The sequence below is a fragment of the Ohtaekwangia kribbensis genome (assembly GCF_042676245.1).
GTDB lineage: Bacteria > Bacteroidota > Bacteroidia > Cytophagales > Cyclobacteriaceae > Ohtaekwangia > Ohtaekwangia kribbensis.
This window is the reverse complement of sequence record NZ_JBHTKA010000014.1, coordinates 87,080-108,441: the sequence shown is the minus strand read 5'-3', so window position 1 is coordinate 108,441 and position 21,362 is coordinate 87,080. Positions and strand designations below refer to the sequence as shown.

Sequence of the window (21,362 nt, the reverse complement as noted above, 5' to 3'; positions counted from 1 at the left end):
GGGGATTTGGGTTACAAGACAATGGCAGTAAATATAGTTCCTCAATACCTTCTGCAGCGTACAGGTAACAAAATTTTTTAGTTGAAATGCATGATCCTAAATGTCGATGAGACAAGCCACGCAATGACAACAGCTAAATAAAAGAATTTATACTTTAGCAAAACCATAACTTAATCCTGACCTATATGAAAACCACGCACGCCATTATTCTCATCATTCTTGGCCTATGTGTAGATATACTCGGAGCACTGTTCAAAATACTACACCTGACAGGTGCAGACCAGATGCTTATGCTGGCTGCCATGTTCCAGGTATGTGGTGGTCTACTCTTTCTAATCAAACTCCTGACGAATCCGAAGTTAAAAGAGTTTTTGGACTGGTAAGTCGGTCGCGGGTTCGCCCGACATCAAATAGACTCTTCGGCAATCGTTATTATATATGACACAATATTACCAGTCTCATTACGAAAGGGTTGAGAAACAATTTTAACATTGTTAACCGTAACACCTCCTGTCTCTCCCTGAAGAATTGCTTCATTTAATATATTCTTCAATGTTTCGTGCATGCTGCTGTCTGATAGGATTAACAGGTTTTGTCCGGCAACAACAGGCTTATCAAACAGTTTGCGCATAGTGTAGTCGTTGTATTGGACTACATTTTGCACCATCAGGTTCTTGTCAACAACAATGATATTCTGTCCGATAGCACGGAGTATGGATTGAAATTCATTCTTCTGTTTTATGGATTCATTTAATTTGATCTCCAGGCCACGCTGGACATCCCGCAGTTCATCAATATAGCGAGCCGTCTCCTCTTCACGCGCTATCATTGCTTCGGTCTTCAATTGAGACTCACGCAAAAGCTCCTCGGTATTTCTATTCGATTGTCCGGTAGCAACGGCTGATGCCAGTTGTTCTGCAAATTTTTGAATGAGCTCCGTATCGTTCGACTTAAACATTTTGAAGGAAGCTATTTCCAACACACCATGTACCCGGTCATTTAACAACAACGGACACACAATTAAACTTTGCGGTAATGCTTCACCTAATCCCGAGGTGATCTTTATATAATCATCCGGCATCTCGCGAAGCATAATACTCTGGCGCTCCAGGTATACTTGTCCAGCCAACCCCTCTCCCGGCTGTACGAGACCTGAAATAAATTTCTTTCGATCATACGCATATACTGAAGCCAATTTTAAATGCTCGCGATCACCATTTTTCTCCGCTATATACAGCGCTCCATGACTCGCGCCAACGTATTTCACTATATACGACAATGCATGATCGCAAAACTTGTCCAGAGTTTGCTGTTGTCTCATCATGTTTCCTAAATCAGCTTGCCCCTGGATGGTCCAGTTGCGCAGCGATTCATCAACAGCATGTTGCTTAAGACTATCGCGCATGTTAATCAACGCTTCGGCAATAAGACCTTTACCTTCAAACATCTTTGCCTCTTCTTTAAAATTCTTCCGCGCTACATTGCTCACAAAGCTTAACAGATTTGTCATCTGTTCACTAAATCCCTTCAAGGAGTTTAACATGACTGACAATTCATCTTTCCCCTGATACGCTTTAATGGCAGGCAACCCCCCTTTCGAAAGCAGTTCCAGCGACATTCGGGTTTCATGAATGGGTGTCAGAATAGATTTAGCAATGATGCGGATCGTAAAAAATATAGTAACGATCAATGTTCCCGACAAAATATAAAACAGTAACATCATGGTATGTATTTCCGATTCAATGCGAACTTCATTTCGTTCGGTATTATCATATATAGCATTCAACGTATTCAGCGCGCTGTAACGAATATTCTTATAGAGCTCGTTTGACTCTACTACGATAGTTTTTCGCAGGTCTGTAAAATCCGCTGAATCTCTTCGTGAAACATCTGTGGCCAGAGGAAGTTTATCTTTACAAAAAGATACATACTGATCGACAGCCATATTCATGGAGTCGTAGTTTGCTTTGATATCAGCAGGTATTACGCCCCAGTATTCTGCAGCTTCTTCATAGCTCGCCAGATCTTCCAGTCGCTCATTAAAAAATTCAACAGCCTCCTGATGGCTTTCACCCTGCGTTAGCGGGTCAGTGATCAATATTGTAAGAAAATCGCCACGAAGTGAATTATAGGTCTTGATGCGCATCCACACATCAAGCGTCATCGAGTCAAATATGCGCACTGTATCCGTAACTTGTTCCTCTTTGCGCTTGGTATAAAAAATCAACGTAATTAAAATGCAAATAAAGCTTATGGATACAAATGAAATAATTTGAAGTCTTTTGCTGATCGAGAGATTACGTATTGCTCTAAACATACCACAAACTAAGGGTCTGAAGTGTGCGTGGGCAATGATAAATTCACTGTGGAGTTTATCCAAAATATACGGTAAGTCGTATCCGTATTAATACTTACAAATGCGAAGTGCGTGACTATCAATGGTTACCCGAACGACTAAAAGATTCTGACACTCGTATATTGTATGCATCAAAAACCTGCGTAACATCTGACCCTATATATAGACTTATAAAATTATTGTGTATGGCAAGTATTCGAACAATGTATACAACCATCGCCAAGGTAAATTTTGTTGTTCGGCATGTGAACACAACCATCCTTGTGCACTTCATGGTTGCCGTTGGGTTGAGCGCTTCTGTTAAAATAATACTTAGTCATAATTTTTTTGAGTTTAAACGTTAATAAAAAAAACCATCCACGGCAAAAGGATTTTTGCAATTGGATGGGCTCCTGCCTTCCATACTATATTTTAACGATCCTACTATTAAGCAAAGGGTCCGATGCCCAACAAGATTTATTATATTCAGGATTGATTGATTCGTACTTTAGCATTTTGAGGCAAAAATTATTTAATAAAAAAATCATATTGTATACATGATACCCGAAAACGAAATCAGTTATCCTGACGTGAAACAAAGCTGGGGAATTGCGGGCATATCTATACTGGCAATGCTTATATTGAGTCCGATTACAATCGTATTGGATCGACTTATAGATAAAGAGTTTGCTGTTTTGGTATACTACCTCCTGGCGATGGGAATAACGTTCTGGTTTGCTCACACCAACAGGAAAAAAAATATGCAGATAGCAACCTATGATTTTGATCCAGCTTCTCTAAAAATTACCGTATTTGCTTCCGTTGCTGTAATTGCCATTCAGATCGGTGTCGTATCGCCCATCGTCAACGCAATTCCAATACCGGAGTTTATGGAGCAGATATTTATCGAGTTCGGTAAACGGAAAGGTATATTCTCAGCCATTGCTATAGTTCTAGCTGCTCCTATATTGGAGGAATTAGTTTTCAGAGGAATTATACTCGATGGACTTCTTAAAAAGTATTCACCGTTAAAATCCATTCTAGTTTCCAGTATGCTTTTTGGCCTCGTTCACTTAAATCCATGGCAATTTATTGCTGCATTTGTTATCGGAATTCTACTGGCGTGGACTTATTACAAGACCAGAAAATTAACGCTCTGTATTTTAATTCACTTCGTAAATAACCTGTTTGCATTCATGGCCATCTATTTTTCAGATATCGAATCATGGCTCAATAAGTCATTGACAGAAGTATATGGAGGACTCTTTAGTTTTATCCTAATCGTTCTAAGTTCCATAACTACAGCTATTGTCTGCATCTACGTTCTACGATCCGAATTTAAAAAACGTGAATTTGCATAAAGGCCAAACTCAGATTATATATATACAGTCCTAACCTTCCGAAAATTTTGAAAAAGCGAACGCTTATCCTGACACTGATCGTGGTGATTATGATCGGACTCATATTACCGCAAAGCTTTGTTATTCCTGTTGAGAAGGCGAACAAGAGCAGCTATCATGCAAAGTCATTCTGGTTTTATCCCTGGGGAAAATCGGGCACACATAAAGGTGTGGACATCTTCGCTAAAGAAGGCACCGATGTAAAATCTTCAACACACGGCCTTGTGCTTTATACCGGTAAAATTGCCCTGGGCGGAAACGTAATTTTGATTCTTGGTCCAAAGTGGCGCATACATTACTATGCGCATCTCAAAGACATCCGGACAACACCTCTCTCCTTTGCTGAAAAGAATGAAGTAATCGGAACGGTAGGCTCAACCGGAAACGCGAAGGGTAAATCTCCGCACTTACATTATGCTATTACAACATTAATTCCGTATCCGTGGCGATATGATAATGACCGGCAGGGATGGAAGAAGATGTTTTATCTCAATCCGATTGAGTATATGTAAGTTCAATAGGATGAAAAAAAATACAAATGTAGAAAGTTATGGCAGTCTGAAGACTGCATAAATAGCTGGCACAAGTCGGGAGACTTGCGCCAGTATATATATCAGATCAATACACTTTCCAAACCTTTCTTCACAGCTGTTTCCATAACGCCAGCCATACCGGAGCCTTCTATTCTATACGTAGTAATATCCGTCATGCCCATAAAGCCAAGTATAAAGCGCATGTAAGGCTCTGCATGATCCATAGGCTTCATCGGACCATCTGAATATACACCGTTGGAAGCAATCGCCAAATATACTTTTCTTCCGGTCAGCAATCCTTCTGGCCTTCCGGCTTGGTAACTAAACGTTTTTCCGCCACGTACTACATGATCTACCCAACCTTTCAATGCTGCCGGTATATTAAAATTATAGAGTGGTATACTAATAACAACAATGTCTGCATGGAATAACTGTGCTACCGCTTCATCGGAATTCTGCAAGGCTTTCCGTTGTTCCGGTGTATGACTTTCATCTGGCAGTTTATAGGCTGTAACATGAACCGGCTGTAGCGGCAGGTAATTTTTGTCCACTACATTATTTGTTACTACAGTACTTCCGGGATGTTGCGCCTGAAGTTTTTCAATGATGCTTTTTCCGAGTAAGGTGCTGTTGGACTCTTCTCTCCGCGGGCTTGAAATGATATGCAATATTTTTTTCATGTGTGTTCCTGGTGTTTGTTTCTGAAAGACACACGTGTGCACTGCCTATAGCGCTGCCCTTCGAAACGATGTTTACGAATCGATTTAGATTTTTCTGCGCGTCATGACAAGCGACTTTGGTATCACAAAAATAGATACCTTTGCTATGCATTTGTTAGTAGTATACAAAAGGTTAGTAGTAACCTTTACATCACTTAACTATTGATTGAATATGAAAGGCCTGGGACAGAATATCACACCAAAGGAATGTAATTCACATTTACAGAGTGTAGGCGATGCGCTATATGTTATTGGCGGAAAATGGAAACTTCGTATCATCATTTCACTTTCGGAAGGACGGAAACGGTTTAATGAACTTCAACGTAGCATAGGCGGTATATCAGCTCGCGTGCTATCCAATGAACTTAAAGAACTTGAGATGAACGGCTTCGTGCATCGGAACGTACATACCGATGCAACACCGGTAATTGTTGAATACGAAAGAACAGACTATGCTGATTCACTACGGGATGTACTCGGTGCATTATCTGCCTGGGGAAAGATGCATCGTGCCAGGATTAAAAAAGCGGCCGAGCTCGGTCATGCAAAATCTTCCAACACACTTATAACACAAGACTAAACTGGTGCAAGTCTCCGACTTGTACCACCTTTGTTCACAGTCTCCAGACTGCGCTAAAAACTGCCACATATCCCTTACTATATATCCAGCCCCAAACCATGCAAGCCTACGCACAACTACACGGAGCAGAACCTCGCATTGAACTTCTACCAGAAAAGAAACTGGTAGGCAAAAAACTCACCATGACCTTGACCAACAATCGTACAGCGGAGCTATGGGGAAGTTTTATGCCCAGGCGAAAAGAAGTGCAAAACACAATCTCGTCCGATTTATATAGTATGCAGGTATACGATCCCTCTCTCGATTTTAAAAACTTCACCCCGGATACTGTTTTTGAAAAATGGGCAACTACAGAAGTTACGGAATTTACAGATATACCCGAAGGCATGGAACGCTATATTTTGAAAGGCGGTCTGTACGCTGTGTTCATTCACAAAGGTGCACCGAGTGCCTTTATGAAAACCTTTCAGTTTATATTCGGATACTGGATACCGCAGTCAGGATATGAAGTTGACAACCGCGAGCATTTTGAATTGCTTGGCGAAAAATACAAGAACAACCACCCTGACTCTGAGGAAGAGATATGGGTACCAATACGAACGGTCAATTGATCAAAAGCACGAAGTATATAAATCTACCGGTCATCGAACACCACGAAATACTATATCATCATTTTGAAAAGTATATTAAGCTGAACGCTTCCCTGAAGCATGAATTAACCAGCAGGATTACTTTTAAAACTTTTCACAAAGGAGAGCTCGTTCACGATGCAGATATGATCTGTACCAAAAGTTACTTTATACAGAAGGGACTGTTGCGCACGTATTTTCTGAAAGACGGAAAAGAAGTTACGGAATACTTCTGCAGTGAAGGTGAGTGGATAAATTCTCCGCACAGCCTCATGCAGCGCACAAAAGATATATACTATATCGATGCCCTCGAAAATACCGATGTATTCTGCCTGCACATCAACGACCTCGGATTTCTGTTTGATAATTTCCCGGAGATGGAACGCTATGCCCGTCTTTCCATGGGCAGCATCTTCGGCCACTTGATGGAACGAATAACATCCCTTCGATTTACTTCTGCTAAAGAAAAATACGACCATTTCTGCCAGGTTTATCACGATATATACCACCGACTTCCGTTGGGTATGGTGGCTTCCTACCTCGGTATTACCCAGGAAACACTCAGCAGGATACGGGCAGAAAAATGATTTTTTGATCTGGATCAAAAGTGCTGTCGCTTTTTATACGGAACGTTGTAAAAAAATAATCATGAACAGCACAACAATCCGAAAGATCGCAGTTACCCTGATCATCGCTTTACTCTCACTAACAGCTTTTTCACAACTGCAACTCAACACGCCCCGAGTTGAAAGTAAGTTGTACCTGGGCGCTGGAAAAAAGCAACCGCTGCTGGTAGGACTTGGCGGATCGGAAGGAGGCAACGCCTGGGCTAGTGAACATTGGAAGAAAACCAGGGACACTTTTATCGACAAAGGCTATGCGTTTCTGGCGCTCGGTTATTTCGGAGCTACGGGCACACCGGATACACTCAATAAAATTGCACTGGAAGATATACACAACGCTATACGAGAGGCCTGTAAAAATCCCAACATCAATAAAAATAAAATTGCCATTATAGGAGGCTCACGTGGCGCAGACCTGGCGTTATTGATCGCGAGTTATTATCCGGATATTAACTGCGTGGTTGGTATAGTACCCAGTCACGTTACCTTTCCCGGGCATACCAATCACTTCACCACCTCTTCGTGGACTTACCAGAATAGAGAACTTCCTTTTGTACCGGTAAATTTTGAAGCTGTACCTTTCTTGATGAAGCGCGATTTGCGCGGAGCTTTCGAAGCCATGCTGCAAAACCAGGAGGCCGAAGAGAAAGCACTCATCAAAGTTGAAAATATACGCGGTGCCGTGCTACTGCTATCCGCCACAAAAGATGAGATTGCTCCCACTACACCCATGTGCGAAAAGATGATAACCAGAATGGAAACTTTGAATTTCCGTTACGCGCACGAGCATGTTGCCATCGAGGGCGGTCACACAGCTCCGTTAAAGCACATGGATCTGGCCGTAGCTTTCCTGGACAAACACTTTCCCGTTCGTTAACCGAGGTCGTGTACTTCTCAACAATACGGTGTATCATTGCAACATGGTACATCGTATATATCTCCTCGCCATTATTCTTGTTTGCTATACCGGTATAGCATGGTCGCAGGCCTTCCAGGTAATTCCTTTGGGAGTTAAAGGTGGCAGCGATGAGAGTAATTTATCGGCCTATCTTGTAGCAGCAAAAGGCACCGGCAATTATGTTTGTCTGGATGCCGGTACGGTGCACGCAGGACTGCAAAAGGCTGTCGAAAAAGGAACGATAAAAGGCACTGCTGCCGATGCTCAAAAGAATTTCGTTAAAGGATACCTGATCTCGCATCCGCACCTGGATCACGTTGCAGGTTTGATCATTACTTCTCCGGAAGATTCACCTAAACCTATCTATGGACTTCCATTCTGCCTGGATGTTCTGAAAGAAAAATATTTCAGTTGGAAAAGCTGGGCGAACTTTGGCAACGAAGGTGAAAAGCCCACGCTGAACAAATATCGCTATACTCCGCTCTCTACGGAGAACGAAATTCCGCTCGAGCAAACATCGATGCAGGCGAAGGCCTTTGATCTGAGTCACTCCGCTCCCGGACAAAGTACTGCATTTCTGTTACGCGAGAATAAAAACTATATACTATACCTGGGTGATACCGGTGCCGATACAATCGAACATAGTCAGAAGTTACGCCAGCTATGGCAACACGTGGCACCGCTTGTGAAGACCAAACAACTTCGCGCTATTTTGATCGAGGTATCTTTTCCGAATGAACAACCTGATAAATCTTTATTCGGGCATCTCACACCACGGTTGCTCATGAACGAACTGGCCACACTTGATCGCTATAGTAACCATGCGCTGAAAGGTTTGCCCATTGTGATCACACACATAAAGCCATCGGGCGATAATGAAGTAAAGATCAAAAAGCAATTGCAGGAATTGAATACGCTGCAGGTAAAGCTGGTTTATCCGGAGCAAGGTATAATGCTGGAGTTTTGAAACCACGAAAATTATTAAGTCAACGGCATCCCGCCTTATACTTTCTGGCTGTGTGGACCAGAAGAGCAAAGCGGTATATAGACTGGTACGTTGACAGCAAACGATACGCTTCACAAAGAACCAACGATAAACTTCCCTATCGCATTAAGAAACATCAGTCTGTGCTATTGAAACGGCTTGGTGAAAGTGATATGCAATTGCAGATCAACAAAGTCACCAACCTGGCCATAGCGCTCCGGCAGATTACCGGTATTGTGATACGACCGGGTGAAACATTTTCATTTTGTAAACTGGTAGGACGCCCTACACAACGGAAAGGCTACTTGCACGGTATGGAGTTGTCGCTTGGAGAAGCCCGCCCGGGAATCGGTGGCGGTATATGTCAGATCTCAAACCTGATTCATTGGCTGGTAATGCATAGTCCGTTAACCGTGACGGAACGCTACCATCATTCATTCGATCCTTTCCCGGATGATGGCCGCGTACTTCCCTTTGGCAGTGGCGCTACTGTTTTCTACAATTACCGCGATTATCAATTTACCAATAACACGAAATATACTTTCCAGGTGAACTTATGGCTCTCTGGCAAATGCCTGGAGGGGGAACTGCGCATCGATACGGAACTTGACTATGCTTATCACGTTTTCGAAAAAGATCACGCATTTCTGAAAATCGATGGACAGTTCTATCGGAGAAATGAAATCTGGCGCGAGAAGATATTGAAGTTTGAAAGTGGTCGTGTAATCGACACTGAACTCGTAACCAAAAACTTTGCCCGCGTTACCTATACACCGGATGTGTATCATACAGAATCATCAACAACTTCTTAACCATATAATTTATACCAGGTTTTTAAACACCAAATGGTATTTTTTACGTTGGTATTCACGGTAACAAATTAATACATGAATCTACAGGAGCATTACGAAACGCTCTATAACGAATCGATCGCAAAAATAAAATCAGGAAACATTCAGACAGATGACCTGATCGATTCTGCTGCTGACAACCGCTCCGGTATAACATTGCGCATACGGCCCGACACCAATCTCACCAAACGGATTCTTGATTTTCCTGAACAGCTACGCCAGGTCGATCCTGCTCAATACTACTACCGCGAGTCTGATGTACACGTAACGGTTATGTCGATCATTTCCTGCTATACCGGGTTTGATCTTCAACGTATAGCAATACCGGACTATATCCGCGTCATTAAGCAAAGTATAGCTGGTAAAACTATAGCAATACGATTTACCGGAATCACGGCATCACCTTCATGCATTATACTTCGGGGTTTTCCGGAAGACGACACATTGAACATTATACGCAACAACCTACGCACGAACTTTAAAAACTCAGACCTCGAGCAAAGTATAGATAAACGCTACGCCATTCAAACCGCTCACACTACGGTAGTGCGCTTTCGAAAACCTATTGCTCGCTTAAATGAATACTTAAAAATTCTGGAAATATACCGCGACTATGATTTCGGCACGCTCTATACCAATACACTCGAACTGGTACACAACGATTGGTACCACCGAACAGAACGCACAAACCAACTCTATACATTCAAACTCTAGCAGCCCGAGGTGCACAGTTCGCTGCTACTTTTCAAAGTCTGCCTTCAAAGCCCACTTCTCCAGAATAGATACGAGTATCTCCAGCTTTACAGGTTTACTTATATAGTCATCCATACCGGCACGTAAACACTCTTCACGATCGCCCTGCATGGCATTGGCAGTCATAGCAATGATAGCGGGTCTGTCGCCCGTCATGGCACGCAGGTTACGCGTGGCTTCCAGTCCATCCATCTCCGGCATTTGCACATCCATGAGTATAACATCGTAAAAGCTAGCTGCAAATTTCTCAAGTGCTTCCAATCCGTTTACGGCTATATCTATCTCTTTGTAACCTAGTTTGCTGAGTACACGCGTAGCAAGTTTTTGATTCACCGGGTTGTCTTCCGCGATCAAAATACGCAGCGGATATTTTGAAGCAAACTCTTCAGACAATGTATGTTTAGGCTTGTGTGCCTCCACAGTTACCAGCGTTCCTTCTGGTCGCAGTGCCGAATGTATAACTCTGCAGAGCTGTTGTTGCTTTACCGGTTTGTTCAGTACAGCGTTGAACAGGTCTGGATATTTTTTCTTTGTCTCATCACCAACAGAGCTTAGGAGTATAATTGGCAAGCGCGGTTGTTTTGCTTTAACACGTTGTGAAAACTGTGTACCATCCATATCCGGCATTTGCATGTCGGTAATGACGAGATCAAATTTACCGGCATGTGATGATAGTATCTCCAACGCCTGGAAACCGGAGATCGCCAGTGTGGGTGTGAGGTTCCACTGCTCAAGTTGTGTCTTCAGTATAATCAGGTTCGTAGCGTTATCATCTACGATCAACACTTTCTTACCTTCATTGCCAACGGTGTTACAATGCACATATTGACGAATAGATTCCTGGCTCACACTACATCTTACAGTAAAGCTAAACGTAGTGCCGACTTCGGATTCGCTCTCTACAGTAATTGTACCGCCCATCAGCTCTACCAGGCGCTGACTGATGATCAGTCCTAAACCTGTGCCGCCATATCTTCGGGTAGTAGAAGAATCTACCTGCGAGAACGCTTTGAACAAACGCGATATCTTATCAGCCGGTATACCTATACCCGTGTCGCGCACGTGGAAGGCCAGCTCCAGCTGATCGTCTTCCAATGATAAAAGATCTATACTTAAAAAGACTTCACCCTGGCTTGTAAACTTCATGGCGTTGTTCACCAGGTTAATCAGTATTTGTCTCAACCGGTGGCTATCACCAATGATCTGTGCGGGCACCTGGTAATCGATCTGGTAAACCAGGTCCAAACCTTTCTGCGAAGCTCGGGTAGAGAATACATCCATTACCTCCTCTACGCATTGTCTCAAATCAAAACTATGGCAATCCAGTTCAAGATTACCCGATTCAATTTTCGAGAAATCAAGTATATCATTTATTACCGTAAGCAGTGCATCACCACTTGTGCGAATCGTTTCGGCATACTCCTGCTGTTCAGCCGTTAGTTGTGTCTCGGCCAGTAACGAAGCCATGCCCAGTACGCCATTCATAGGCGTTCGTATCTCATGACTCATGGTTGCCAGAAATATACTCTTGGCCTGGTTGGCGCGCTCGGCTTCCTTGCGTGCACGTTCCGCTTCTTCCGTTGCTTTCTCGGCTTCCTTGCGCTTCGCTATATTTTCTTCTTTCTGGTAATTCAATTCGGAATTGATCGACTCGAGTACTTCCGTCTGATCCTGCAATTTGTCGTTCAGTTCTTTCAGATCACTTGCCTGCAGCTCCAGTGCTTCCTTTTGTTTTACAACCTTGGCTGTTTGTTTCTGTACTTCTTCTTCCAGGTGTACTTTCTGTCGCTTGATGGAATTGATGCGCGCTCGTATGAATGTAAAAATCATAGCCGTTACCCCCAGCACGATCAATGTTCTGAACCACCAGGTGCTCCAATACGGAGGCGTTACTATAATTTTAACAGAGGTACCTTCTTCGTTCCATATACCATCGTTGTTGGAAGCTTTTACGCGAAGTATATATTCACCCGGATTGAGGTTGGTATACATGGCTGTTCGCTTCGTACCGATATATAGCCATTCCTTATCGAACCCTTCCAGCATATAAGCATACTGGTTCTTTTCAGGCTGCTGATAGTTCAGCGCAGAGAACTCAAACGAAACCATGTTCTGCTGATGAGTGAGCTGAATCTCGCGCGCAAGAATAATGTTCTTCTTCAAAACTTCGTGCGCCCCTATATTAACAGGGCGGTTAAAGAGTTTAAAGTCGGTAATAAAAACCGGAGGCTTGTAGGTATTGTCCTTTATACTATCCGGATGGAATACATTAAAACCATTGGGACCTCCAAACAAAAATTCACCGGTAGATAATTTACCAAAGGCCCAGCGATTGAACTGATCGCTTTGTAAACCATCTTTCTCGCTATAGTTCTTTACCGTATGTTTATCCGGGTCAAAACAACTCAGTCCTGCGTTCGTGCTCAACCACAGGCGATGGTCTTCATCTTCGAGTATACCAATGATGGCATCATTTGGCAATCCGTCTTTTTTACGAAAGGCCTTAAAAGTTTTTGTTTTACGATCAAACAAATTCAGACCACCGCCATGCGTGCCAACCCAAAGTCTTTTTTGAGAGTCTTCATATATACACGGCACATTGCTGTTCGATATACTTCCCGGTTTCGTGCTGGTTCGGTAGTGCGTAAATTTGTTTGTCTCCGGATCATACATATCTATACCCTGCTGCTCCAGCGCGATCCATATTTTACCATACGAATCTTCACATAAATACTCTATCCCCGAAGCGCTGATCGATGCAGTATCACGCGGGTCATGTATAAATCGGGTGAAGTCATCTGTAGCCGCATTATACCGGCTTATTCCATTGCCCCAGGTAGCAACCCATATATACCCGTTGCGATCGCTCAATATATGAAATACATTGTTATCGCTAAGGCTTTTCGGATCGGCAGGATCGCATCGATAGCGCTTAACTTTTTTTGTTACGGGGTCGTAGTAATTCAATCCACCATCCCACATACCAACCCATAAACCTCCGCGTTTGTCTTTCTCGATCGCCAATACTTTTTTATTGGTAAAGATATCGAGCACGGTAAAGGTATGCGACTTCCGGTCATAGTAATTCAGTCCGCCACCGTCCGTGCCAACCCAGAAGTTTCCATTCTTGTCTTCTTCGAATGAAGAGACATTGTTATTGCTGAGGCTATGTTTATCGAATACATTATACCGGAAATGAATAAACTCATATTTATTCTTGTCATATATATTTACTCCGCCAAACCGTGTAGCCACCCACATTCTGCCATTCACATCAACCATAACACGTGTAACAGTAGAGCCCAGTATACTGGTCTCATCGCCCTGCACGGGCATAAAGTGATTGAAGGTGTGTTCCTTTTTATTAAGACTGCTCAGTACTCCATCGCACGCAACCCACAGGTCACCGTTCGCATCGTTGGCCAGATCGATTACGTAACCATTCACAAGACTGCCTTTACCACCGGCACCAGGTTCATAATGAACAAAGCGGCCCTCTTCTGAAATCATTTTGTCGAGGCCCTTATCGAACGTGCCTACCCACAGGGTATGATCGGCATCTTCCAGCAACGCGGTAACTTTATTACTGTTGAGACTTAACGGATCTGCGGGGTTGTGATAGTAGTTGGTAAATGTATTTCCATCGCGGTTCAGAAGACTTAGTCCCCCTAGTGTAGCGATCCATAGCCGCTTTTGGCTATCCTGTAAGATGGCTTTAACAGAGTTGGAAGGCAACGAACGTGGATCATTCGCCACATGATAGAAGTTCTGGAATTTTTTGGTGTGTGGATTAAATTTATTCAATCCATGTTCTGTGCCAACCCACAGATTACTATCCGCATCAAAGGTCAGGGATATTACATCATCGCTGCTAATGCTGTTGGGCATATTTTTATTAACCGAAAAATGTTCGAAGCGATTGCTTGCGCGATCATATACATTTAGTCCGCCCTGCGTGCCCAGCCATATATTACCGGCAGCATCTTCGGCTATGCAATGAATAAAGTTATTGCTGATGCTGAGTGAGTCGGTTGGTTCATTTCTGAAAATAGAGAAGGTATAACCATCGTAGCGATTCAATCCGTCTTCGGTTCCGATCCAGATAAACCCGAGACGATCCTGGTGGATGTCCCACACATTGCCATGCGAAAGACCTTCCTTTACAGAAAGATGGTCAAACTTTATTTTTTCGGTTTGGGCAAAAGTGTGCGTGGTAAGTATAAGAAGTAACAAAACAGAAAGTATACAACTTGATCTCATTGTGAAAACGTAGTGGTTGCAAAAACGTACCCGGAGTATTTCAAACTTAATATACCCGATAGCTTTACTTGTAACTGCCCGCGCATCAGCGATCTGCTGAACATTCTTACATCATTGCTTTTCCGGAAATTACAATTACAGGTTCACGTTTCCGCGCTTTCAGAAAACTAAATAGTGTTCCTTTATTTCCACAACCTGACTAAATCTAAAGCGTACTGCCCCTGCTGCCGGGTGTTTTTAAATGCTCCGTTTAACGAAGATCAAACTCCGCATAGCGTAGGCTTTCCGGTATAGCACATCCGTATTCAAGTGCTAAACATCTGACAGAAAAAATATGGTAAAGAAGATCCTTAAAGTTACCGGAATTGTATTGGGAATTATTGTAGTGCTGGCTGCCGGCTTTTTTTTAAAGGCCTATATCAGCGTGGAAAGCAGAAGAAGCACGCACTACAATGTTGTTACGCAACCCATCACCATCAACCACGATTCTGCAACGCTTGCCCTGGGCGCACGCCTGGTAAAAGCAAAAGGTTGCACTGAATGCCACGACAACGACCTGGGTGGAAAAATATTTGTTGATGATGCTGCGCTGGCTCACCTCATTGCACCGAACCTTACAAAAGGTAAAGGTGGTCTTGCTCCAGATCATAATGTTGAAGACTGGATACTGGCATTGAAACATGGTATACGCAGAGATGAAAAGCCATTGCTGTTTATGCCTTCGCATGAATTTACTTTTCTAAGTGAACAGGACATGGGTGCGATCATCGCTTACTGTGTGAACCTTCCCAAGGTTGATCGCGAGTTTCCGGAAGGAAATACGTTAGGACCGCTGGGATATATATTAACGGATATGGATAAACTTCCATTGTTCCCGGCAGAGATGATTGATCATAACCGGAAGCTTGTAAAAGAAGTGAAGGCTGAAGTCTCCGTTGAGTATGGTAAATATCTGTCGACCTCATGCCAGGGATGTCACCGTGAAAACATGAAAGGTGGAGAACCGGTTGCGCCTGGCTTCCCCGTTGTAGCCGATATTTCTTCTACCGGTAACGCAGGCAAGTGGAGCGATGAACAATTCATTGAGACACTGCGCACTGGTAAAACACCGGAAGGTAAAATTTTAAAGCCGGAGGAAATGCCGTGGACTATGGCGAAAGAGTTTACCGATACGGAGTTGAAGGCATTGCATTTATACCTGAATAGTCTTTGATCGTTATCCGAGCAACGTTGATATATACTGAGCATATAGATTAAAAGGTGGGTTTCCTTTATTGTGTGCATGTGTGAAGCAAAATCCGGTTGCCAGAGAAATCAAGATAGCGCTAAGTGTTTAATTAAGCTTTTTCCTTAGCCTTTCTTCGTGGTCTTTGCGCTTCCGGATTTTTGCCTTCAGCCACTCAAAGCGTATCCTCCTGTCTGTATTTTCTTTTTTTCACATCAGGCCACAGGCTTTCGGCTTTTTGCAAAAGTTTTGCTTCGTTCTTGTTCCAGGTCTCAATGGAATTTACCGATCCGTGGGTAGTCTTTCCCTTAAAGAACAGGTATAGTTTATCATTGGTGATCTTGAATGTGTTCGGATCAATGGAGATCTTTTTACCATAGCTCACAGCCAATGCACAGTACCCGCCAAACTGAGGTATATACTTTTCAGGATTTTCCTTGAACAAATTCAAATTCTCAGTACTGATAAAGTAATACGTAACCGAGTTATATACATACTTTAAAATGTTGTTGCCCTTCTGTGGTCCGCCGGGTTGAAAATAAGACACCACATCATAGCCGCCAATAGCAACGCCATCCTTGTTAACCGGATCAACCTGTGCTTGCGCAATCATTAAACTCAACAAAAGAAGCTTGGTAGTAAGTACGAATTTCATGGCTTTACCTTTTTTCGATCATAGCTACAAATAGATAACAGGCAACTGTAAATAATTGTCATTCATGCGACACTGTGTGCAGTTATCGGGGAATCGTTAATGGTACCCCTCCTCGCGCATGCGTCAGCCACGGATAACGATTAACCATCAACGGATAACGACTCAGCCAATGAATAACTTTCCCTCCTCCTGTAATTTTCTTTCCCTATCTTCGACCCATTCATCAAAGTTATTCCAGTCAACTTGGCGAACGGAGAAGAACAGAACTTCATTAACCTTATCAACGAGCACCAGGGGCTTATCCATAAAATATGTTTTATGTATGAGCACGATCCCGATGCACGCAATGATTTATTTCAGGAGATCGTGCTGCAGCTATGGCGATCGTTTCCCTCCTTCCGGGGCGAAGCCAAGATCACTACGTGGATGTATCGCATTGCGCTGAACACCGCTATATCTGGTTTCCGGAAACAAACAAGGTTAGTGAAAACAGAAGATCTGCAGGAAGTACACATGAACATTTCGGACGCCTGGGGTGACGATCGCGAAGAAGATTTTCAAAAACTGCAGTGGGCTGTACGCCAGTTACCGGAGATTGAACGCGCCATGATCATGATGGCACTGGAAGAGGTTCCGTACGATGAAATTGCCGAAACCATTGGAATAACACAAAACAATGTGCGCGTGCGCATGAACCGCATTCGCGAAAAACTACGAAAACTTATGTGCCCGTAAGTATGGAACTGGAAGAATTAAAAAGCATATGGAAAAGCAGTGATCCTGGCTTCAGTCCTAAAAACGAAGCAGAGATTGCGCAGATGCTGAAAGGCAACAGCCAGTCAATCGTTGACAAGCTGAAACGAAGCGTATGGTTTGAACTCATCTTTACACTGGTAGCGGGTGTAGCGCTGCTGGTATATGCGCTTACATTACCGAGTGGTGCTTTGAAGTGGACTTCGGTATCCATATTGATATTGTTTGTGGGATACTCGTTTTACTATATCAAAAAACTCACCCTGCTGGTAAAGTATAACCCTGCGGCTGAAAATATACGGGCATCACTGGAGCGCCTCACAGATAATTTGTCGAGCTACCTGCGCTTTTACAAGCGAAGCTATACCATGCTCTATCCGATCTATTTTGTATTGGGATTACTCTTTGTCGCGATGGAACGAGGGATGGACAAGTTCCTGGCAAACCTCTCGCAACCACGCACCATTATATACCTGTTGGTAGTCGGACTTGTCTTCTTCTTCTGCAGCACATGGCTCACCAACTGGTATTTGAAAAAGTTATACGGTAATCATCTTGAAAAACTGAAAGGTCTGTTACATGATATCAAACAGTAAAACTATATATACCAGAGCACTGCTTTTTGTACTGGCCGTTACATTTACACAATACGCCCTTGCACAGAAGAAGATTGCTGTTGAAAATTCTGTTTTCTGGGAAGTTACCGGCAACGGACTCTCACAACCTTCATACCTCTTCGGCACATTTCACCTGCTGAGCCATCGGTATGTTGACAGCTTAACCAATGTTACCAACAAATTTACCACAGCCAAAACCATTGTAAGCGAATTACTCATTGACAGCACGATGACCATGAAGATGATGGCTTCTGCACAAATGAAAGGCACTACGCTGAACAAACTGCTGACACCGGAGCAATTCAAACAAACCAACGACTGGCTTCACGAACTTTCCGGGTACGACCTTACGATGTTCAATGGTATGAATCCGATGACGATCGAGATACTGCTCATGACCATGATGCAGCAAAAATACTTCCCGCTCGATCCAGGCCAGGATGTAGTGATGGATCTATACTTTCAGCAGCGCGGAACCCGCGACAAAAAGCAGGTTATAGGACTGGAAACATTCGATGAACAAACGCATGCTATCTTCGGACAATTCACGTATGAACGCCAGGCACAATTACTCACTACGGCTGTAAAAAAACGTAATACGGCAGAGGAAGAACTTCGAAACATGAACAGATTCTATCGCGAAGGCAACCTCGGAAAATTGGAAGCATTAATGTACGATGAAATGTATACCGCGGCCGAAACGGCTGTAATGCTTGACAATCGTAACAAAAAATGGATGCAACAGTTACCGGGCTTGTTCAAACAGCAGCCTACATTTGTAGCTGTTGGCGCCATGCACCTGGCCGGAGAAAACGGCTTGGTTACACTCTTACGTAAAGAAGGCTATACCGTAAAGCCTATACAAACAAAATAAGATCACGAGGCTATATTTATACTTCTGCCATGGTTATACGCGTGGGATTGCTGAGTTTATAATCACTTTTGCTGTTGTTGATCTTGTACCGGGTGTTAACATACCCTTTGCGATATTCTTTTATCCGCGCATCAAACTCCAGCAGTACACCTTCGGTCAGTTTTACTTTCTCAAAGCCTTTGGTATAACTGAACCAGATGTGATCGGTAACAACCTTGCCGGTTTCCATATCCACCACATGCTGCAGCAATACAGTTTCCGCTGAGTAGCCTTTGAAATTTACCTTCTTGCCGAACCGGCTGAATACCGCCCTGAATCGCTTTCGCTGTCCCGCCTCTTTTGCCAGTTCTTTTCGCATTTGTCTCAAAAATCAGGTACAATTTTAAAAAACCATGTTATATACTGCAACATCCATTTTGTATTTTGCTTATCTGTAATATTTGCTTTGTATGCTGATACACCATCGTTACTCACAAAACCATACTCCCCGCTTACATTTTACACTGATCGTTCTTGCACTGAGTTTACTGAGTATAGTCCATACCTCAGCACAGCAGGTAACGATCGATGCCGACATTGAAAAGAAGACCTTTACGTTTGCCACACGCGATTCTGCTGTATTGCAACTGGATGTCTACCGCTATAGCGGAACACCTGCGAACAGTCCGTGTATCATATTTGTATTTGGCGGTGGCTTTATACGGGGCAGTCGCGATGCGAGAATATACAATCGGTACTTCAATACGCTTGTTAAAAATAATTACGTTGTTATCTCTATTTCATATCGCCTTGGTATGCAAGGCGCGAAACGCATTACACCTTTTCGCGTAAAGCCGTTGCGAAATGCTATAGCCATGGCTGTTGAAGATCTTTACGATGCCACCAACTGGACTCTAAAGAATGCGCATACCCTGGGCGTTGATCCTGCCAAAATTATTCTCTCCGGTTCCAGCGCTGGCGCCATTACGATACTTCAGGCCGACTATGAAAAATGTAACGGACATGAAATTGCGAAAGTGCTACCGGAGAATTTCAGGTATGCTGGCGTAATTGCTTTTGCAGGTGCTATTCTAAGCTTTAACGGAGCACTGAAATATAAAAATTCGCCTCCGGCACCAACCATGCTTTTTCACGGCACCAAAGATAACCTGGTAGTATATAACAAGATCCGCTTCCTGTATAAAGGGTTCTATGGATCGAGTCATATTGCCAAAGTGTTCCGGAAGAAAAAATATCCGCACTATATCTATCGTGAAGTCGGCATGGGCCATGAATCTTCATATACCCCCATGAACAATAAACAACAGGAGATCCTCTGGTTCATTGAACAATATATACTCAATAAGAAACCTTACCTGATGGATATATCGTTTGACGATTTGCAGAAAGTACGCACGATGCATATTACGCGAGACGCGCTTTATGAGCGTTAATCGCTAACCGTTATTCGTTATTTGAAAATACAAAATCCCATTGCACGGACGACACAGAGAAGACACAAAGAAATCACAAGGTATATATAACAACTAATAACGATTCACAATTAACGGGTAACGATTCACAGATGTGGAAAACTATAACGATAATACTGATAGCTGCTACCAACGTTATGCATGCACAACCTAAAAACCTCGTATTTGAAGGGGCGGGTGTACGCGGGGTGGCATATGTAGGAGCTATACAGGAACTTGAAAAGCAAAATATACTTGCTGGTATTGAACGTATTGGTGGTACATCGGCCGGTGCTATTGCTGCACTTACGGTTGCTCTTGGGTATAGCAGTACAGAGATTGAAAAGATTATTTACGATACCAAGCTTCAGAAATTCAATGATGGTAAATTCTTTTTTATAGGTGGTATATCACGCATCAACCGAAACTTTGGGTGGTATCGTGGAGCTGCATTTACAAAGTGGCTTGAGCGAATCATTGCTGAGAAGACCGGCCATGCAGACATCACCTTTCGCGAGTTGCATGCGCGGCATTTTCCAGACCTATATATTACCGGCACTAGTCTTAACCGGCAGCAGCTTATTGTATTCTCGCATGAGCAATATCCGGATATGAAGGTAAAAGATGCCGTGCGAATCAGTATGTCTATACCGCTATACTTCGAAGCGGTATGTATTGATTCTTCCGGACACGTATTGAAAAACCGAAAAAAGGAAAAAGCTTATGACATTATGGTGGATGGCGGCTTTACCGGCAACTTCCCGATTTATATTTTTGACGATGTTCGTACCGAACAGAATAGCACGATACGCACCGCGAATCCTCATACGATCGGGTTGCGCATTGATACACCGGAGCAAATCGGTTATGATAGCCTCAACAAAGGTCTCGCACCCGTAGAGATCAGTCGCTTCCGAAATTATATCGGAGCATTCTATAGTTATGTTATCGAGAACCTGAATCGCGCAACGCTTACTCAGGAAGACTGGCAAAGAACTGTCTCAATCAGTTCCGGAAGTATAGGTCCGAAAATACGGAAGCTTTCACTGGTTGAAAAAGATCTACTTATTCGCAACGGTCAGGAAGCTATGAAACGCTACCTTGCTGCTGCTCCACAATAGCATCACGACTTACCCTATAGCACACTATATATACTATAGAAATAGCAAACTATATATAGTGTTGCAACTTCTAATCAGCATCACATAATAGTGGTATATA

Annotated in this window: 21 protein-coding genes; 16 read left to right on the top strand and 5 right to left on the bottom strand. The window is 43.2% G+C overall.

Features of this window, described 5'->3' with window-relative positions:
- The first annotated feature begins 185 nt into the window (after positions 1-185).
- On the top strand, positions 186-383 hold the full coding sequence (locus tag ACFQ21_RS26355; RefSeq protein WP_377584684.1) for a GldL-related protein: 198 nt from the start codon (positions 186-188) through the stop codon (positions 381-383).
- Between the two features lie 23 nt (positions 384-406).
- Here the strand turns inward: ACFQ21_RS26355 and ACFQ21_RS26350 are convergent, their stop codons facing one another.
- Positions 407-2,317 (bottom strand): GAF domain-containing protein, encoded by a 1,911-nt coding sequence (locus ACFQ21_RS26350; RefSeq protein ID WP_377584681.1) that lies wholly within the window; start codon positions 2,315-2,317, stop codon positions 407-409.
- A gap of 575 nt (positions 2,318-2,892) precedes the next feature.
- Here ACFQ21_RS26350 and ACFQ21_RS26345 point away from each other — a divergent pair.
- Entirely contained in the window at positions 2,893-3,696 is an 804-nt protein-coding gene (locus tag ACFQ21_RS26345) for a CPBP family intramembrane glutamic endopeptidase (RefSeq protein WP_377584678.1), read from the top strand.
- Between the two features lie 47 nt (positions 3,697-3,743).
- A complete protein-coding gene (locus tag ACFQ21_RS26340; RefSeq protein WP_377584676.1) occupies positions 3,744-4,247 on the top strand; it encodes a M23 family metallopeptidase in 504 nt (167 codons plus the stop codon).
- A 101-nt stretch (positions 4,248-4,348) separates the two neighbouring features.
- Here ACFQ21_RS26340 and ACFQ21_RS26335 read toward each other — a convergent pair whose 3' ends face one another.
- Positions 4,349-4,948: an FMN-dependent NADH-azoreductase gene (locus ACFQ21_RS26335; protein ID WP_377584673.1), complete on the bottom strand. Its 600-nt coding sequence runs from the start codon at positions 4,946-4,948 to the stop codon at positions 4,349-4,351.
- Positions 4,949-5,159: 211 nt separating this feature from the next.
- On the opposite strand from ACFQ21_RS26335, the gene ACFQ21_RS26330 reads away from it, so the two are divergent.
- The 7 genes from ACFQ21_RS26330 to ACFQ21_RS26300 all read left to right on the top strand — a co-directional run bounded on the left by ACFQ21_RS26330 (position 5,160) and on the right by ACFQ21_RS26300 (position 10,267).
- Positions 5,160-5,567, top strand: a complete 408-nt coding sequence (locus tag ACFQ21_RS26330) for a winged helix-turn-helix transcriptional regulator (RefSeq protein ID WP_377584670.1) — start codon at positions 5,160-5,162, stop codon at positions 5,565-5,567.
- 98 nt (positions 5,568-5,665) lie between these two features.
- Positions 5,666-6,178, top strand: coding sequence for a GyrI-like domain-containing protein (locus tag ACFQ21_RS26325; protein ID WP_377584668.1), 513 nt, complete (start codon positions 5,666-5,668; stop codon positions 6,176-6,178).
- Positions 6,151-6,783, top strand: coding sequence for a Crp/Fnr family transcriptional regulator (locus tag ACFQ21_RS26320; RefSeq protein WP_377584665.1), 633 nt, complete (start codon positions 6,151-6,153; stop codon positions 6,781-6,783). Before ACFQ21_RS26325 ends, ACFQ21_RS26320 begins: the two co-directional genes overlap by 28 nt.
- A 61-nt stretch (positions 6,784-6,844) precedes the next feature.
- The gene (locus ACFQ21_RS26315; RefSeq protein ID WP_377584663.1) at positions 6,845-7,696 is read left to right on the top strand and encodes an acyl-CoA thioester hydrolase/BAAT C-terminal domain-containing protein; all 852 of its coding nucleotides are present in this window, start codon (positions 6,845-6,847) and stop codon (positions 7,694-7,696) included.
- A gap of 43 nt (positions 7,697-7,739) precedes the next feature.
- Positions 7,740-8,684: an MBL fold metallo-hydrolase gene (locus ACFQ21_RS26310; RefSeq protein WP_377584661.1), complete on the top strand. Its 945-nt coding sequence runs from the start codon at positions 7,740-7,742 to the stop codon at positions 8,682-8,684.
- A 50-nt stretch (positions 8,685-8,734) separates the two neighbouring features.
- Positions 8,735-9,514: a VanW family protein gene (locus tag ACFQ21_RS26305; protein ID WP_377584659.1), complete on the top strand. Its 780-nt coding sequence runs from the start codon at positions 8,735-8,737 to the stop codon at positions 9,512-9,514.
- A gap of 75 nt (positions 9,515-9,589) precedes the next feature.
- Positions 9,590-10,267 carry a 2'-5' RNA ligase family protein gene (locus ACFQ21_RS26300; RefSeq protein WP_377584657.1) on the top strand — a complete coding sequence of 226 codons (678 nt, stop codon included), beginning with the start codon at positions 9,590-9,592 and terminating at the stop codon, positions 10,265-10,267.
- 24 nt (positions 10,268-10,291) lie between these two features.
- On the opposite strand, the gene ACFQ21_RS26295 is transcribed toward ACFQ21_RS26300, so the two are convergent.
- Positions 10,292-14,566 (bottom strand): hybrid sensor histidine kinase/response regulator, encoded by a 4,275-nt coding sequence (locus tag ACFQ21_RS26295; protein ID WP_377584655.1) that lies wholly within the window; start codon positions 14,564-14,566, stop codon positions 10,292-10,294.
- A gap of 334 nt (positions 14,567-14,900) precedes the next feature.
- Between ACFQ21_RS26295 and ACFQ21_RS26290 the strand changes: the two genes are divergently transcribed.
- Positions 14,901-15,779 carry a c-type cytochrome gene (locus ACFQ21_RS26290; RefSeq protein WP_377584653.1) on the top strand — a complete coding sequence of 293 codons (879 nt, stop codon included), beginning with the start codon at positions 14,901-14,903 and terminating at the stop codon, positions 15,777-15,779.
- Between the two features lie 187 nt (positions 15,780-15,966).
- Here ACFQ21_RS26290 and ACFQ21_RS26285 read toward each other — a convergent pair whose 3' ends face one another.
- The gene (locus ACFQ21_RS26285) at positions 15,967-16,446 is read right to left on the bottom strand and encodes a YHS domain-containing (seleno)protein (protein WP_377584651.1); all 480 of its coding nucleotides are present in this window, start codon (positions 16,444-16,446) and stop codon (positions 15,967-15,969) included.
- Positions 16,447-16,689: 243 nt separating this feature from the next.
- Here ACFQ21_RS26285 and ACFQ21_RS26280 point away from each other — a divergent pair, with 243 nt between their 5' ends.
- The 3 genes from ACFQ21_RS26280 to ACFQ21_RS26270 are packed head-to-tail and all read left to right on the top strand — an operon-like array spanning position 16,690 to position 18,690.
- A complete protein-coding gene (locus tag ACFQ21_RS26280; RefSeq protein WP_377584649.1) occupies positions 16,690-17,181 on the top strand; it encodes an RNA polymerase sigma factor in 492 nt (163 codons plus the stop codon).
- A gap of 2 nt (positions 17,182-17,183) precedes the next feature.
- Positions 17,184-17,795, top strand: a complete 612-nt coding sequence (locus tag ACFQ21_RS26275; RefSeq protein WP_377584647.1) for a hypothetical protein — start codon at positions 17,184-17,186, stop codon at positions 17,793-17,795.
- Positions 17,779-18,690, top strand: coding sequence for a TraB/GumN family protein (locus ACFQ21_RS26270; protein WP_377584645.1), 912 nt, complete (start codon positions 17,779-17,781; stop codon positions 18,688-18,690). The genes ACFQ21_RS26275 and ACFQ21_RS26270 overlap by 17 nt, the downstream gene beginning before the upstream one ends.
- 16 nt (positions 18,691-18,706) lie before the next feature.
- Here ACFQ21_RS26270 and ACFQ21_RS26265 read toward each other — a convergent pair whose 3' ends face one another.
- The gene (locus ACFQ21_RS26265) at positions 18,707-19,057 is read right to left on the bottom strand and encodes a hypothetical protein (RefSeq protein WP_377584643.1); all 351 of its coding nucleotides are present in this window, start codon (positions 19,055-19,057) and stop codon (positions 18,707-18,709) included.
- An 82-nt stretch (positions 19,058-19,139) separates the two neighbouring features.
- Here ACFQ21_RS26265 and ACFQ21_RS26260 point away from each other — a divergent pair, with 82 nt between their 5' ends.
- Complete coding sequence (locus ACFQ21_RS26260; RefSeq protein WP_377584641.1) at positions 19,140-20,123, top strand: alpha/beta hydrolase; 984 nt, start codon at positions 19,140-19,142, stop codon at positions 20,121-20,123.
- 131 nt (positions 20,124-20,254) lie between these two features.
- Entirely contained in the window at positions 20,255-21,262 is a 1,008-nt protein-coding gene (locus tag ACFQ21_RS26255; protein WP_377584638.1) for a patatin-like phospholipase family protein, read from the top strand.
- Positions 21,263-21,362 lie beyond the last annotated feature (100 nt).

What these genes read in the sequence shown, in the direction of transcription:
- ACFQ21_RS26355 (WP_377584684.1), top strand. Translation starts at nt 186, where the DNA reads ATGAAAACCACGCACGCCATTATTCTCATCATTCTTGGCCTATGTGTA.
- ACFQ21_RS26350 (WP_377584681.1), bottom strand. Translation starts at nt 2,317, where the DNA reads ATGTTTAGAGCAATACGTAATCTCTCGATCAGCAAAAGACTTCAAATT.
- ACFQ21_RS26345 (WP_377584678.1), top strand. Translation starts at nt 2,893, where the DNA reads ATGATACCCGAAAACGAAATCAGTTATCCTGACGTGAAACAAAGCTGG.
- ACFQ21_RS26335 (WP_377584673.1), bottom strand. Translation starts at nt 4,948, where the DNA reads ATGAAAAAAATATTGCATATCATTTCAAGCCCGCGGAGAGAAGAGTCC.
- ACFQ21_RS26330 (WP_377584670.1), top strand. Translation starts at nt 5,160, where the DNA reads ATGAAAGGCCTGGGACAGAATATCACACCAAAGGAATGTAATTCACAT.
- ACFQ21_RS26325 (WP_377584668.1), top strand. Translation starts at nt 5,666, where the DNA reads ATGCAAGCCTACGCACAACTACACGGAGCAGAACCTCGCATTGAACTT.
- ACFQ21_RS26320 (WP_377584665.1), top strand. Translation starts at nt 6,151, where the DNA reads ATGGGTACCAATACGAACGGTCAATTGATCAAAAGCACGAAGTATATA.
- ACFQ21_RS26315 (WP_377584663.1), top strand. Translation starts at nt 6,845, where the DNA reads ATGAACAGCACAACAATCCGAAAGATCGCAGTTACCCTGATCATCGCT.
- ACFQ21_RS26310 (WP_377584661.1), top strand. Translation starts at nt 7,740, where the DNA reads ATGGTACATCGTATATATCTCCTCGCCATTATTCTTGTTTGCTATACC.
- ACFQ21_RS26300 (WP_377584657.1), top strand. Translation starts at nt 9,590, where the DNA reads ATGAATCTACAGGAGCATTACGAAACGCTCTATAACGAATCGATCGCA.
- ACFQ21_RS26295 (WP_377584655.1), bottom strand. Translation starts at nt 14,566, where the DNA reads ATGAGATCAAGTTGTATACTTTCTGTTTTGTTACTTCTTATACTTACC.
- ACFQ21_RS26290 (WP_377584653.1), top strand. Translation starts at nt 14,901, where the DNA reads ATGGTAAAGAAGATCCTTAAAGTTACCGGAATTGTATTGGGAATTATT.
- ACFQ21_RS26285 (WP_377584651.1), bottom strand. Translation starts at nt 16,446, where the DNA reads ATGAAATTCGTACTTACTACCAAGCTTCTTTTGTTGAGTTTAATGATT.
- ACFQ21_RS26275 (WP_377584647.1), top strand. Translation starts at nt 17,184, where the DNA reads ATGGAACTGGAAGAATTAAAAAGCATATGGAAAAGCAGTGATCCTGGC.
- ACFQ21_RS26270 (WP_377584645.1), top strand. Translation starts at nt 17,779, where the DNA reads ATGATATCAAACAGTAAAACTATATATACCAGAGCACTGCTTTTTGTA.
- ACFQ21_RS26260 (WP_377584641.1), top strand. Translation starts at nt 19,140, where the DNA reads ATGCTGATACACCATCGTTACTCACAAAACCATACTCCCCGCTTACAT.
- ACFQ21_RS26255 (WP_377584638.1), top strand. Translation starts at nt 20,255, where the DNA reads ATGTGGAAAACTATAACGATAATACTGATAGCTGCTACCAACGTTATG.